This window comes from Deinococcus ficus, assembly GCF_003444775.1.
Classification (GTDB): domain Bacteria; phylum Deinococcota; class Deinococci; order Deinococcales; family Deinococcaceae; genus Deinococcus; species Deinococcus ficus.
This window is the reverse complement of the sequence record NZ_CP021081.1, coordinates 1,699,171-1,713,074: the sequence shown is the minus strand read 5'-3', so window position 1 is coordinate 1,713,074 and position 13,904 is coordinate 1,699,171. Positions and strand designations below refer to the sequence as shown.

At 71.4% G+C, this 13,904-nt stretch carries 15 protein-coding genes; 4 read left to right on the top strand and 11 right to left on the bottom strand.

Features of this window, described 5'->3' with window-relative positions:
- Positions 1-136 precede the first annotated feature (136 nt).
- Positions 137-1,942 (bottom strand): DEAD/DEAH box RNA helicase, encoded by a 1,806-nt coding sequence (locus DFI_RS08360; protein WP_027461758.1) that lies wholly within the window; start codon positions 1,940-1,942, stop codon positions 137-139.
- A gap of 370 nt (positions 1,943-2,312) precedes the next feature.
- On the bottom strand, positions 2,313-3,317 hold the full coding sequence (gene ruvB, locus DFI_RS08355; protein WP_022801761.1) for a Holliday junction branch migration DNA helicase RuvB: 1,005 nt from the start codon (positions 3,315-3,317) through the stop codon (positions 2,313-2,315).
- Positions 3,318-3,448: 131 nt separating this feature from the next.
- Here ruvB and DFI_RS08350 point away from each other — a divergent pair, with 131 nt between their 5' ends.
- A complete protein-coding gene (locus DFI_RS08350; RefSeq protein WP_027461757.1) occupies positions 3,449-4,225 on the top strand; it encodes a VOC family protein in 777 nt (258 codons plus the stop codon).
- Between the two features lie 69 nt (positions 4,226-4,294).
- On the opposite strand, the gene DFI_RS08345 is transcribed toward DFI_RS08350, so the two are convergent.
- The 9 genes from DFI_RS08345 to DFI_RS08305 form a co-directional block, all read right to left on the bottom strand.
- Positions 4,295-5,962 (bottom strand): HAMP domain-containing protein, encoded by a 1,668-nt coding sequence (locus DFI_RS08345; protein WP_027461756.1) that lies wholly within the window; start codon positions 5,960-5,962, stop codon positions 4,295-4,297.
- 94 nt (positions 5,963-6,056) lie between these two features.
- Positions 6,057-6,461 (bottom strand): DUF8082 domain-containing protein, encoded by a 405-nt coding sequence (locus tag DFI_RS08340; protein WP_027461755.1) that lies wholly within the window; start codon positions 6,459-6,461, stop codon positions 6,057-6,059.
- On the bottom strand, positions 6,458-7,318 hold the full coding sequence (locus DFI_RS08335) for a hypothetical protein (RefSeq protein WP_051307403.1): 861 nt from the start codon (positions 7,316-7,318) through the stop codon (positions 6,458-6,460). The genes DFI_RS08340 and DFI_RS08335 overlap by 4 nt, the downstream gene beginning before the upstream one ends.
- Before the next feature lie 266 nt (positions 7,319-7,584).
- Complete coding sequence (abxC, locus tag DFI_RS08330; RefSeq protein WP_022801766.1) at positions 7,585-8,229, bottom strand: monothiol bacilliredoxin AbxC; 645 nt, start codon at positions 8,227-8,229, stop codon at positions 7,585-7,587.
- 64 nt (positions 8,230-8,293) lie between these two features.
- Entirely contained in the window at positions 8,294-9,256 is a 963-nt protein-coding gene (locus DFI_RS08325) for a class I SAM-dependent methyltransferase (RefSeq protein ID WP_027461754.1), read from the bottom strand.
- 84 nt (positions 9,257-9,340) lie between these two features.
- Positions 9,341-10,270, bottom strand: a complete 930-nt coding sequence (locus DFI_RS08320) for a phospho-N-acetylmuramoyl-pentapeptide-transferase (protein ID WP_027461753.1) — start codon at positions 10,268-10,270, stop codon at positions 9,341-9,343.
- A gap of 124 nt (positions 10,271-10,394) precedes the next feature.
- On the bottom strand, positions 10,395-10,913 hold the full coding sequence (locus DFI_RS08315; protein WP_051307402.1) for a hypothetical protein: 519 nt from the start codon (positions 10,911-10,913) through the stop codon (positions 10,395-10,397).
- Positions 10,914-10,947: 34 nt separating this feature from the next.
- A complete protein-coding gene (locus DFI_RS08310; RefSeq protein WP_027461751.1) occupies positions 10,948-11,604 on the bottom strand; it encodes a GNAT family N-acetyltransferase in 657 nt (218 codons plus the stop codon).
- 57 nt (positions 11,605-11,661) lie between these two features.
- Positions 11,662-12,102: a 23S rRNA (pseudouridine(1915)-N(3))-methyltransferase RlmH gene (locus tag DFI_RS08305; RefSeq protein WP_022801771.1), complete on the bottom strand. Its 441-nt coding sequence runs from the start codon at positions 12,100-12,102 to the stop codon at positions 11,662-11,664.
- A 159-nt stretch (positions 12,103-12,261) separates the two neighbouring features.
- On the opposite strand from DFI_RS08305, the gene DFI_RS08300 reads away from it, so the two are divergent.
- Genes DFI_RS08300 through rsmI form a run of 3 tightly spaced genes read left to right on the top strand, consistent with a single transcriptional unit; the run spans position 12,262 to position 13,879 of the window.
- The gene (locus DFI_RS08300) at positions 12,262-12,690 is read left to right on the top strand and encodes a hypothetical protein (RefSeq protein WP_027461750.1); all 429 of its coding nucleotides are present in this window, start codon (positions 12,262-12,264) and stop codon (positions 12,688-12,690) included.
- On the top strand, positions 12,687-12,917 hold the full coding sequence (locus DFI_RS08295) for a hypothetical protein (RefSeq protein ID WP_022801773.1): 231 nt from the start codon (positions 12,687-12,689) through the stop codon (positions 12,915-12,917). The genes DFI_RS08300 and DFI_RS08295 overlap by 4 nt, the downstream gene beginning before the upstream one ends.
- 47 nt (positions 12,918-12,964) lie before the next feature.
- Entirely contained in the window at positions 12,965-13,879 is a 915-nt protein-coding gene (gene rsmI / locus DFI_RS08290; RefSeq protein ID WP_244940361.1) for a 16S rRNA (cytidine(1402)-2'-O)-methyltransferase, read from the top strand.
- Positions 13,880-13,904: the final 25 nt, after the last annotated feature.

Below are 13,904 nucleotides of genomic sequence, written 5' to 3'. Positions count from 1 at the left end.
GCTTTGCATGCCCCCACCTTAAACGTGAGGTGAGCCGCGATCCGGCGCAGCGTCTAGATAGGGGAGAGAACGGGGGAGGGGGCGCGCCACGGAAAAACCCCGTCACGAAGACGGGGTTCCCGGGGTATCAGCCTGTTCAGCCGCGGAATTCGCGGTCGCTGAAGTCACTGCCCTGACGCTGCGGGCGGTCGTTGTCCCGACCGTAGCGGCCGCCCTGGCCGCCGCCGCGGTTTCCGCCGTCACGGCCCTGGTAGCCGCCCTGGCCCTGACCGCCTTCGCGGTCCCGGCTCCAGCGGCCCTGGCCCTGACCGCCACGGTTCCCGCCACGGTAGCCGCCCTCGTCGCGGTAGCCGCGGTTGCCGCCCTGGTACCCGCCCTCACGGCGTTCCCGGGTGGGCTGCTCGAACAGTTCGGGCAGTTCCTGGGCGATCTCCACCTGGATCTCGCCTTCGAGGGGCGAGGCGGCCAGGATCTTCTGCACGAACTCGCTGGGCACGTCCGCGACCGCGCCACCGCGCCACTGACGGACCTTGCCGAGGCGGCGGGTGTCCAGGTCGCTGCTGCGGGCCAGCAGGGCCACCGTGCGGGCCACGCCCAGACGCTCGCCGTGCAGGACCAGGGTGGTCAGGCCTTCCTCACCACTCAGCAGGCTGGCGGCCTTGGCGGGCTCAGTCACGCCGCTGATCTTCGCCAGGGCGCGGGCCAGGGCCTCCAGACCCAGTTCGCTGAACAGGCGCTCGGCTTCACCCTGGAAGGCCTTCGCGGCGTTCTCGTCCACGCGGCGCACCATGTCGGCGCTCGCGCGGCTGCTCGCCTCGGCCACTTCCTTGGGGGTGGGCAGGCTGCGCTCGGTGAAGCGCACGCCGGTGATGCGTTCCAGGCCGGCCACCTCGCGGTTCTCGCGGTCGCCGTACATGATGATCGCGGTGCCGGTGCGCCCGGCGCGGCCGGTGCGGCCCGAGCGGTGCACGTAGGACTCGGGGTCCTGCGGCAGGTGGTACTGCACCACCAGGTCCACTTCCGGGATGTCCAGGCCGCGGGCGGCCACGTCGGTGGCGACCAGCACGCCCACGCGGCCGCTGCGGAAGGCGCCCAGGGCGCGTTCACGCTGCGTCTGCGCGAGGTCGCCGTGCAGCGCCTCGGCTTCCAGGCCGCGGTGGATCAGTTCGTTCGCCAGTTCGTCCGCCTCGCGCTTGGTGCGGGTGAAGACGATGGCCTTCTCGGGGTTGTACACGGTGAGCAGGTCGGCCAGCACGCGGGTGCGGCTGCGGCCCACGCGCACCTTGAGGTGCTCGACGGTCTGCGCGGCCTGGCTCTTGCCCTCACCGACCACGTCCACGACGACGGGGTCTTTCAGGTAGTTGCGGCTCAGGCGCTTGATGTCGTTGTTCAGTGTGGCGCTGAACAGCATCGTCTGACGCTCGGGCGCCGTTTTCTGAAGGATGGTTTCGATGGCGTCGGCGAAGCCCACGCTGAGCATCTCGTCTGCCTCGTCCAGCACGGCGAACTGCACGGCACTCAGGTCCAGGTTGCCGCGCTCCAGGTGGTCGATCAGGCGCCCGGGGGTGCCCACCACGACGTCCACGCCGCGGCGCAGCGCATTTTCCTGCGGGCCGTAGGCGGCGCCGCCGTACACGGTGACGGTGGTCAGGCCCACGCCGCTCTTGCTGAACTCGTCCGCGACCTGCTTGGCCAGTTCTCGTGTCGGGGCGATCACGATGGCGCGGGGCAGGCGGGCGCGTTCCCGGCTGGGTTCCAGTTTGCTGATGATGGGCAGCGCGAAGGCCAGGGTCTTGCCGGTCCCGGTGCGGGCGCGGCCGATCATGTCGCGGCCCTGCATGGTCTGGGGCAGGCTTTCCACCTGAATGGCGGTGGCTTCGGTAATGCCGCGTTCGGCGAGACGCGCCGCGAGTTCGGGCGCGATCAGTTGATCAAAGTTCATTTGTCGTCCTTTGTGGGGAAAGGCCCCTGAGAACTCCAAACGCCTCCGATGCAACCCTTGCATCCCGAAAGCTCGTCCATGAGCGGGGGTACTCTCCAGCCGCCGGGTGATTCCCGAAGCGGCGCACGAAAAGAAAATATACTTTATCCCGCGCAGGAATGCAAGAGGGAAGGGGTCGGGGTCATGCCGGCAGCAATCCGCATCTGGACCAGAGCCTTGAATCTGGACCAGGGCCCTGATCGTCAAGGGAGCCTCCTGGAGGCCGCAGGTGATTGGGTCTGTCCCCAGTCGTGTACGGGCAGACCGGACCAGCGCGGAAACCAAACTGGGCAGCCCCGAAGGACCGCCCAGGTGTGCAAGAGACTCCTGCTCAGTTCACGTACATGCCCAGGTCGCCGTCGGCACCGCCCACCGGCAGGCCCAGGTGGTCGTAGGCGTGCGCGGTGGCCACGCGGCCCCGGGGGGTGCGCTTGATGAAGCCCAGCTGGATCAGGTAAGGCTCGTACACGTCTTCCAGCGTCAGAGCGTCCTCGCTGATGGCGGTCGCCAGGGTGTCCACGCCGACCGGGCCGCCGGCGAAGCGGTGAATCAGGGTTTCCAGGTATTTCTTGTCGCGGTCGTCCAGGCCGGCGCTGTCCAGGCCCTGTTTGTCCAGGGCGTCGTGGGCGCGGTCCAGGCCGATCACGGGTTCGCCGGCCACGTCCGCGTAGTCGCGCACGCGCCGCAGGAGGCGCTTGGCAATACGCATGGTGCCGCGTGACCGCGCGCCGATTTCCAGGGCGGCTTCCTCTTCCAGCCCGAAGCCCAGCAGCCGCGCGTCGCGCAGGAGGTTGGTGGCGATCTCCTCGGCGGTGTAGTACTCGAGGTGTTCGATGATCCCGAAGCGGCTGCGCATGGGCGCGGTGATCAGGCCGGGGCGGGTGGTGGCGCCGACCAGCGTGAAGCGCGGCAGGGGCAGTTCGATGGTGCGCGCGGCAGGGCCCTGGCCGAGCACGATGTCGAGCTTGAAGTCCTCCATGGCCGGGTAGAGGTGTTCCTCGGCCACGCGGCCGAGGCGGTGGATCTCGTCGATGAACAGCACGTCGCCTTCTTCCAGGCTGTTGGTGAGGATGGCGGCGAGGTCGCCGGGCTTCTCGATGGCGGGGCCGCTGGTCACGCGGATGTTCACGCCGAGTTCAGCGGCGATGATGTGCGCCAGGGTGGTCTTGCCCAGTCCGGGCGGGCCGAAGAGCAGGGTGTGGTCGAGGGCCTCGCGGCGGCCCCGCGCGGCCTGGAGGTACACGCCGAGCTTGTCCTTGAGTTTCGCCTGCCCGACGTACTCGGTCAGGGTCTTGGGGCGCAGCGCGGCGTCCTGGTTCAGGGCGGGGTCGGTCATGTCAGCCAGTGTAGCAGGATTCCGCTGTGAACGGAATAATGCCATGTGAATTTGACAGGGGCGGACAGTGGGTCTACGCTGGAAAGGCAACACAGGTCACGAATCCGCCCCCGCCCCAAGGAGGACCCGTCATGTCCGTGAAAGCCCCGCCCACCCCCGGCACCGCCACCTGGTACGACCTCACCACCGGCCGCCCCGACGAGTGCCGCAACTTCTACGGGCACCTGTTCGGCTGGACCATTCCGGACTCCACCGGCGAACACGGCGGGTACGTGCAGATTAGAAAGGGCGGCCGGAACGTGGCCGGGTTCATGTCCAAGGACGAGAGCATGGCCGGCCTGCCCAGCACCTGGACGGTGTACCTCGCCAGCCAGGACGCCCACGCCGACGCCGCGCGCATCCGCGACCTGGGCGGACAGGTCCTGGCCGAGCCCATGCAGGTGGACCAGCTCGGCTGCATGGTGGTCGCCGCCGACCCCACCGGTGACCCCTTCGGCCTGTGGCAGCCCCTGGACTTCCAGGGCAGCGAACTGGAGAACGAGCACGGCAGCATGACCTGGCAGGAAGTCCTGACCCGCGACGCCGCGAAGGCCCGCGCCTTCTACACCGACCTGTTCGGCCTGACCAGCGAACCCATGCCCGGACCCATGACCTACCACACGCTACACGTGGCCCCGGGCACGGACGTGGTGGCCGGCATCATGCAGATGGACGACGCCCACTGGCCTGACTCGGTGCCGCCCCACTGGATGCCGTACTTCGCCGTGAACGACGTTCAGGCCGCCGTGACCACCGCCGCCGAGCACGGCGGCGCCGTGCAGGTGACGCCCTTCGGCTCGCCGTACGGCACCATCGCCATCCTCGCCGATCCGGACGGCGCCACCTTCAGCGTGATTCAGCTGTCCTGAGCGGGCCATTTCAACAACATGAAGGAGGGCGGCCGTGGTCTGGCCGCCCTCCTTCATGTTCCTTGTGGCTCAGCCGCGCTTGCGGCGGCGCAGGCGTTCCATCGCCGCTTCGAGGCTCAGGCGCATGCGCTCCAGGGCCTGCGACAGGTCCCCGATCTCGTCGTTGCGCTCCGCGCGCACCGGCTGGCTCAGGTCGCCCATGCTGATCGCGTCGGCGGCCTTCACCAGACGCTCGATCGGCGCGGTCAGGCGGCGCGCGGTGCGCTGCGCGAGCAGGGCCCCCAGCGCCAATGCCAGCAGCGACACGCCGAAGATCAGCAGCAGGGTGTTGCGCAGGTTCGCCTGCCCCTGCGCGTTCGACACGCCCACCGCCACGCGGTACAGCAGCGTGCCGTTCTCCTCGCTCTCGTTGCTCGCCAGACGCTGGCCCTGGTCGTTGCTGAACACGCCCAGGCGGCTCACCACGTAGTTGTCGCGGTCCACGCGGCTGTTCGCCGGGTCGGCGATCTGCTGACGGAGCGTTTCGGCCTGCGGCGTCTCGCCGGCGCCCACGTCCTCCAGGCGCTGCAGCTGCTCCTTGTACGCGGCGGCGGGGCTGAGGTTGAAGCGCAGCACCTCACCGTCCGGGCTGTCTTTCAGGAAGTTCGCCACGGTCGTCTGCAGGGTGCTGTCCATCGCGGCGTTGCGGCTGCGGAAAAAGCCCGTGCCGTCCGGCAGTTCCACGCGCACGAAGCCCACCGATGAGTTCCCCAGCAGCGAGTCCAGCTGCGAGTTCACGGCCGCCTGGTTGGTCACGTCGATACTGGTGCCCACCGCCGCCGCCACCGCCTGCGCGTTCTGGCGGATCAGCTGCTGCTGCAGGTTCGGCAGCAGCAGGCCCAGCAGCGCCATGGTGATCCCGGTCGCCAGGGCCAGCGGCACCAGCGAGCTGATCGTCACCTGCTGCGCCAGGCTGCGCCGCGGCCGGGTCGAGGCCACCGCCTCCGCGGCGGGTTCGTCGGCGGCCAGCACCACGGCGGGCGCCGCGGCGTCCTCGGGCTTCGGTCCGGAATCGTGAATGGTCAGCGCGCCCGTGAAGTCCGACCAGACGTCCGACACGTCCGCCGGGGCGGGCATCACCTCGGGCACCTCGGCGATCGGCGCGGCGGCCACCGGGGCCGGGCGGGGCGCCGGGGTGCCGGGCCGGGCCGCGAAGGGATCGGCGGTCAGCACAGCCGTGGCCGTGCCGGCGCTGCTGGCTGCGGCGCCCAGCCCGCCCGGCTGGCCGATGTCCATGGCCGGCCAGTCGGCGCTCGTGCTGCCGGTGTCGGCGTCGTCGGGCACCATCACGCCGCTGGCGGCCGGGCTGGCCGTGACACTGCCGCCCAGGGCCGCGGGCCACTCGGCGGAGGTGGAGGCCGCGTCCCCCAGGCCGGGCGTGGCCGAGAGGGAGGTCTCAGCACCGAACACGGCGCTGGCCCCGGCGCGGGTGGCGCCCAGGCCCTCGAAGGGTTCGTTGAGCAGCCCGGTCTCCTCGCGGACCTCCTCGAGGGTGACGCCGGCACCGGCCTTCTCGAACACGCCCAGCAGCAGTTCCGCGCGGGTACGGCCGGTGGGTTTCATCAGGCGGCCCGAGCGGCGGCTGGCGAGACGCTGGGCCTGCTCGGCACTCAGGCCGAAGCGGTCCGCGAGCTGTTGTTCGAGGTCCAGCCGGGCGTCTTCCGGGACGGGCTGGCGGATGAGGACGGTGTACTTCATGGCGTGTCTCCCTTAACTCAAAAAAGGCGGTCGGGTCTGAACGGGGGGCGGAGGGCAGCCCGGCGGTCCGGGACGGGAAGGCGGGGGAGGCGGCTCAGGTAACGCCCTGAACCTGCAACTGGCGCGTGAACTGTTCGGTCTGGGCGGGGCTCAGCTGCGTGCGCAGATGGCTCAGCAGGTCGTCGAGCGTCAGGGTGTCGCCGAGGTCCTCGAAGACCTCGTCGATCATCACCGACGCCATCGGGCCCACCACGGAGACGAGGCACTGCGTGACGCGTTTTTCCAGTTCGTCCGTGAGCGGCTGGGTGCGGGCCGTGACGCGCTGCACCAGCCGCGTCACCTGCGCCTGCACGCTGGTGACCTCCGCCTCCGGCAGCCCGGTCTGAGCGGCCACGGCGGCCGCGTCACGTTTCCCGTCGATGGCGTCCATGACGCGCCACATGCTGTACGGCAGGGGCGTCTGGGGGGTCAGGCCGTCCGGCCAGGTCAGGGGGCTCATTCGGCCCGCCCAGCCGGCTGCGGCTCAAGGTGCGCCCACTCCGCGCGGTCCCGCAGGTGCCCGATCGGCAGGTCCGAGATCCGCACGGCGCCGCGCGAGAGCACGAACTGCAGGGCGGCGGCCAGCGCCTCGCGCAGTTCGGGGATGGTCACGTCAGGGTCCACGTTCAGCGCGCCGCCCTGCCACACGATCTCCATGCCGAAGGGGTCCAGGGCCGGAAAGGTGTTCATCAGCGTGTTCGCGGCGAGCGGCCACAGGTCCGCCATGGGCACCTGCTGCGCAGCCCGGCCGTACACCTCCTGCCAGAACGCCAGGATGTCGTCCCGGTTCTCCACGACCGGCACCATGAACGCCACCGGGTCGTCCCCAGCGGCTGGGGCCTCGCCGGCCACGGGCGCGCCAGCCTGCCACAGGCTCACGCGCGGCCCGGCGGCGAGCACGCCCGTGAAACGCGCGGCCTGCAACTGCGCCCGGCCGGCCGGCCAGGGCACGCGGCCCGGGGCGTCGGCCACGCCGCGCAGGTTCCACAGCAGCTGGCACTGCTCGGCCGGCAGGGCCGCGACCGTGACCTGGGCGCGCGGCATGGCCTGGAGCCCGGCGTCCCAGCTGACCTCCTGCCCGCCGGTGGTGTACCCGACGAGCGGCTGGCCGGGCAGGGCCACGTACCGGGCCCAGCGCGGTCCCTGCCACAGGTCCACGACGCCGCTGAACCCCTGGACCTGACGGGCCTGGAGGTCACTGTTCACTTCCGTCCACGGGTAATGGTCGGTGCTGAGGTTCTGGTACACGCTGGTGCCGCTCGGGAGCGGCGGGCGGTTGGGGAACAGGGGAGGATCACTGACGCGGAGTTGTGTCATGCAGGCTCTCAGAGTAAGGGGGAGGCAGGGCGGGGCGGGAACGGAGCGGGTCGCGCTGGCCGGGCAGGCGCGTCGCCCCATGGGAGGCCGGGCGCCTTCCTGCCCTCAGCTTACCTTCATCAAACGCTCTGAGGTCTTACTGCGCACTTACCGCGCGCTCCGGCCGTGCCACACGCGGCCCAGCATTCCCGCACGCTCGGGCCCTTACAGGGCAGATGAGAACTCCGGCCCCATTAGGGGGCCGGAGTTCAGGGAACGACTAAGAATCAGCCGAGTTCAGTCAGGAGCTGTTGCACGCGGGCCTTCAGGTCCCCGCGTTCCTGCGGCGCGCCCAGCTGGTGCAGGCCGCCGTGGTAGGCGTCCGGGTCCCCGAACAGGCGGGAGAGCAGGTCGAATTCCCGCTGGCTGCGCAGCGAGCCGTCGTTGCGGAACATCGCCACGTACTGGTCCTGGAAGGCCCAGTCGCTCAGCTCGCCGTTGATATAGGCGGTCATCAGGCGCCGGTACGGTTCCAGGCCGCCGCCCGCCACCTCGCCCTGGCTGTCGGCGCGTTCGGGCACGTGCGCGGAGAACACCGGCCCCAGCGTCTCGGGGGTGATGTCCCAGTTGTTCACCTCGAACTGCGCCTGGCCGTCGCGGAACAGGATGAACTGCGGGCTGTGGTGCGTGATGCCGGTCAGCTGCGCGACGTGGTTGCTAGCGGGGCGCCAGTCCACCACGCGGATGAAGCCCACGGGCAGGTCGTGGCGCTGGAGGAAGGTTTCCACCACGCCGAAGCCCTGCATGGTCTTGTGGCAGGTGCCGGCCTTGAAGACGGCGGCCAGCGGATACTCCCTGAGGAAGCTGTCGACGTCCTCGGGGGTGGTGAGGGGCACCAGGACCTGCTGTTCGTTCTGTGCGGTCTGCGTCATGCCCCCAGCATACCCGGATACTTTAGAAAACCAAGTGAGCGAGCTTCCGTTGCACCGGCCCCGCTCAGTCCAGGGCCCAGCACACCACCTTCAGGTGCCCGGCCCCCGGGTAGTCCGCCCCCGCCCCCAGCCGCGCCTCAGGCCGCGCCCGTCGCCCCGCCTGCGTGAACCCCGCCAGCGCCATCCGGTCGAAGGCCGCCGCGCTCACCCCCGCGTGGTTCACCAGCGCCAGCACCCGCCCGCCCGGCCCGGTCACGCCCGCGGCCAGGGCGCTCAGGCGCGCGTAGTCCCGTTCGGAGCGCCACACCCCGCTCTTGCCGCGCGCGAAACTGGGCGGGTCCAGCACCACCAGATCGAACAGGTCCCCGCGCTTGCGCAGCCGCGCGAACCAGTCGAAGACGTCCCCGTACAGGAAATCCGTGTCCGGCGCCGGCAGGCCGCTCAGGGCGTAGTTCGCCTGCCCCCAGGCCAGCACCTTGCGGGACAGGTCCACGTTCTTCACCACCTCCGCCCCGCCCAGCGCGGCGCTCAGCCCGAACCCGCAGGTGTACGCGAAGGTGTTCAGCACCCGCACCGCCCCCGCCGAGCGCACGAACGCCCGGGCCGGGCGCGCGTCCGTGAACAGGCCCGTGCTCAGGTCCGCGCCCGGCCGGATCAGGAACGGCACGCCCGCCTCCAGCCCCACCACCTCCGGCCGCGCCTCGCCCCACACCGGGTCGGGCGGAGAGAGGTACTCGCGGTTCACGTTCGCCTCGTGCCGCGCCTCCACCGGCCGGCGCTTGAGGTACACGCCCGCGAGCCCCGCCGCCTGCGCGCCCGCCTGGGCGAGTGCCTGTTCCGCCGCCGGGTCCAGTTCGGCGTACAGGCTGAGCATCCCGGCGTCTCCAGCCACGTCCAGCGTGAACAGCCCCCCGGTCTCTGTGAGGTGCGCGGCGCGGTACACGGTCGTGCCCTCGGCCGGCAGGTGGGCGCGGCCGGCCACGCAGCGGGCCAGCAGGGCGGTCAGGTCGGGCGGCAGGGCGGACACGCTGCCGAGTGTACGCGCCCCACCCGGCCGGAACACGGAAGCGGGCGTGAGCCGCCGCCCACGCCCGCTTTCCGCCCTGACCGGTTAGGGCCGGCCGCCCATCAGGTACCACACCAGCGCAGTCGCCAGGGCCGTGACCACCCAGAAGCGCATGGTGACGTGCGTTTCCGGCCAGCCGCTCAGCTCGAAGTGATGCTGGATGGGGCTCATGCGGAACACCCGCTTGCCGCGCGTCCTGAACGACACCACCTGAATCACCACGCTCAGGACCGCCACAACCGGGATGATCGCCGCCAGCGGCAGCAGCCACACGTCGCTGTACAGCACATACGCCCCGGCCGCCACCGCCCCGATCGCGTGGCTGCCCATGTCACCCATGAACACCCGCGCCGGGTGCGCGTTGAACCACAGGAAGCCCAGCAGCACCGCCACCATCAGCGCCGACACGGGCGAGACGGCCAGCAGCGGCAGCAGCACGATGACCGCCACGCCGCCCAGCAGGCCGTCCAGCCCGTCCGTGAAGTTGAAGGCGTTCACGCTGCCCACCATCACCAGCGTGAGCAGCAGGATGTCGGGCACCCGGCCCAGGCTGGGCACCAGTTCATGCGCGGCGAGCGGCGCGGCAAAAAACGCGAACGCCAGCCCCACCAGGAGCTGCGCCGGGAACTTCTCGCGCGCCAGCAGTTCCTTCTTGCCGCCGCCCCGCATCCGGGACTGAACCTTCAGCCAGTCGTCGATCCCGCCGATCACGCCCATGGCGAGGGCCGTGAGCATGATCAGCAGCTCCCGCTGCGCGTTCAGGCCCGCGCCGGCCCGCCCGGCCGCGTACAGGCCGAAGAACACCACGGCCAGCGCCAGCACGAACGGCACGCCGCCCGCGGTGGGCGTGCCCTCCTTGACCAGGTGGGTCTGCGGGCCGTCCTGCCGCACCGGCTGCCCCCAGCCGCGCGCCTTGCTCATGCGGATGAACAGGCCCACCAGGAACCAGGAGAGCAGGGCCGCGACGACCATCATGCGCGGCCCCCGGCGGGCGCCGCGGCGCGCACGAACTTCAGCGTAGGAAACGTCATCTCAAGCGGTGAGGGTACCACGCAGCCCCCGCCCGGCCCCCGGAGCGCCAGGCCCGGTCAGCCGGGTGTCAGTCGGCCATGTAGCGCACGAACTCCAGCATGCCGCTCACGCAGGGGCTGGCCTTGGCCGCCTCGGCGCTGCCGGTCACGGTGCGGAGCTTGCCGCTGTCACTCAGATACAGCTGCGACACGCGGTAGGTCACGCCCGCCTTCACGAAGGTGTACGAGGCGAGCACGCCCCACGCCCCTTCCCGGTCCACGGCCTGTACCGCCACGTTCTTCACCGACTGCGTCTTCCCGCGGGCCGCCAGGGTCTTCTGCATCTGCGCGGCGAAACTGCTGGCCTTCTCGAAGGTGTCGAAGGCCGGGAAGGTCTGCGTGTGGCGTTCCTCCTGCAGCAGGCACGCCCCCCCGGCGTCCGTCCAGCGGTTCGCGTCGCCGTTCAGGGGCGCCCAGCCTTCCATCGGCACGATCAATGCCGCCGCCTGCCCCGCGGTGAGCAGTGAGGCCAGGGCCACGGACTTCAGCAGCCCCCGGGCGGGGGAGGGCACGTTCTGACGGGGAAGGGACAGACGGCGCGTGGGCATCCGCACCAGCCTACCACCCGGCTCATGAAGTTCTTCAGCCGTTCTTCATGTTCGCGTCGGCCTGCACGCGCGCCTCCAGCCGGGCGCGCACCTCCGGCCATTCCTCCGGCAGCACGCTGAAGATCACGCTGTCGCGCGCATACCCGTCCGGGCGTACCTGATACCGCCGCAGGGTGCCCTCACGCACCGCGCCCAGCTTCGTCATGGCCCGCAGGCTGCGCTCGTTGCGGGCGTCCACCTTGAAATGCACCCGCCCGGCCCCCAGCACCTCGAACGCCCGGGCCAGCAGCAGCAGTTTCGCGCGCGGGTTCACGCCCGTGCCCTGCGCGGCCGGCAGCAGCATCGTGCCGATCTCCACCCAGCGGTCCGCGACGTTCACCTCGCTGAAACTGATGCGCCCCACCACCCGCGCCTCCCCGTCCGGCCGCACCGCCCAGTTCACCCGGTGCGGCAGGGCGTTCAGGCCCTCCAGGTACGTGGCCCAGTCCTCCAGCGTGTGGGTGGCCGGCCCGCCCCGCGACAGGAACTGCAGCGTCTGCTCGTCCGCGCCGATGCTCATGTCCTCCGCGTGCCGGGTCCCCATGGGTTCCAGCGTCAGGCCCCAGCCGCGCAGCACCGGCGCCGCGAGCCACTCGGCGGCCGGCGCGGGAGAGGGGCGGGCGGCAGGGTCGGCGGGAGGCAGGTCGGTCATGCCCCGAGCGTACCCTCCCGCTCTCCCGGGCGGGCCGGCCGTGTCAGGCAACCGGCCCTAGCCGCGGTGGTACGGCTCACCCGCACTGATGGTGGCCGCCCGGTACAGCGCCTCAAGCAGCACCACCATCGCCAGGTCGTGCGGGAGTGTCAGTTCTCCCAGGCTCCACAGCAGCCGCGCGTCCGCCCGCAGCGCGTCGGTGTGGCCTTCCGGCCCGCCGATCGCCAGGGCCAGTTCGCCCGTGCCGCCCAGCGCTTGGGCGTCCAGGTAGGCGCTCAGGCCCTCGGACGTGAACTGCCGCCCGCGCGGGTCCAGCAGGATCAGCGGGGCGCGGCCGGCGGCGCGGCGCACCGCGTCGCTCTCGGCCTCCGGCGTGCGGCCGGCCACGCGCGTGACCTGCAGTTTGTGGTAGCGGCGCAGCCGTTTCTCGTACTCGTCCCACCCGGCGCGGGCGTACGCCAGTTTCGGCTCGCCCACGGTGATCAGGTGCAGACGCATGGCCTGGATCCTACACCGCCGCCCGCCCGGACAGCCGGCCCATAGAAATCCTCAATGCCAGCCCAGCGCGCCTCGCACGCAGCGGCGCACCATGGCGGGTACACTGGGCGGCATGATCGGCGCCCCACTGCCCCCCCGGGCGACCCTCGGGAGGACGTCTTGAACTACGCGGCGACGCTGGCCGTCCTCGTCGTCCTGGCCTTCTGGTTCCCGCTGTCCGAACGCCTGGGCGCGCAGCTCGGCATCCCGGAAGCGGTCGTGGCGTCCACCCTGGGCGCCCTGATGACCTTCGGCCTGGCGGCCCTGATCGTGCGCGAGCAGGTCAACCGCCACCGTGCCCACATGGCGAACCTCACGGCCGCCCGCGCGCAGGTGATGGCCGAACCCGAGGACCCCCGCTCGTACTTCCTGAACGGCGAGCACCTCGCGGCCATGCTGCTGCGCGTCGGCCGGCGCCGCGAGGCGGCCGAGGTGATCGACCGCTACGCCCGCCTGGGCGGCGCGCGCGAATCCGAGATCATCCGCCTGCAGGAGGCGCTGTCCAGCGCCGAACGCCGGCAGCGCCGTGCCCGGGGAGGCCACGCGTGAGGGCCTACCGCGGCGTGGTGGAAAACGGCGTGGTGGTGCTGGTCGGCGCCCGCCTGCCGGAGGGCACGGTCGTGACCGTCACGGTCGGCGAGGGGGAACTGCTGCGCGCGAAGATCACGGACGTGCTGCGCCGGTCCCCCAAGATCCGCATCCGCCTGAAACCCGACCCCGGCCTGGCAATGCAGGGCGCGCCCCTGGACCCGGCCGGCGGCCCCGAGACCGAGTGAGCGTGCCGGACGAACTGACATCGGTCCCCGACGCTTCCCCTGACCCGCTGGACGCTGCCCCTCTGGACCTGGAGCCCGTCCGCGTGCCGGAGGGCGCGCGGGTGTGGCTGGTGCCCACCCCCGTGGGGAACCTGGGCGACATCACCCTGCGGGCCCTGGAGGTCCTGAAGGCCGCGGACGCGGTGGCGTGCGAGGACACCCGCCGCACCGGGCTGCTCCTGCGGCACCTGGGCCTCAGCAAGCCGCTGGTGCGGCTGGACGCCCACACCATGCACCGCGCCGGCAACGTACTGGAACGCCACGCGCGGCTGGCGTATGTGTCCGACGCGGGCACGCCCGGCATCAGCGACCCGGGCGCGGAACTGGTGCAGGCGGCCGTCGCGGCGGACATTCCCGTCGAGGTGCTGCCCGGCGCCACGGCCTTCGTGCCGGCCCTGGTGCTCTCCGGCCTGCCGAACGCGCGCTTCACCTTCGAGGGCTTCCTGCCGCGCGGCGGCCGGGACCGCCGGGAGCGGCTGCAGGCCCTGGCGGCGCGGGAGGAGACGAGCGTGCTGTACGAAAGCCCCCACCGCCTGCACGCCACGTTGCTGGACCTCGCCTCGGCGTGCGGGAAGGGGCGCCCGGCAAGCGTGACGCGGGAACTCAGCAAGCGCTTCGAGGAGACCCGGCGCGGCGCGCTGGCGGAACTGGCCGCCCACTTCGCGGCCGGGGTGCGGGGCGAGCTCGTGGTGGTCGTGGCCGGGCGGCCGGCCGGTGACCACGCGCTACCGGGGGCAGAGGAACCCACGGATCACGCGGCGCAGGCGCGGGCCTGGCTGGCCGGAGGCCTGAGCGTGCGCGAGGTGCGGGACCGGCTGACCGGGCTGGGCCTGCGCAAGAAAGAAGCGTACGCGCTGGCGCTGGCGGCTGCCGAGGAACAGGAAGCAGATGATGGCGGCGAGGCGCCCAGGTCGCCTGTCTAGAAAGTGTCAGGGGGACACTTAGCGC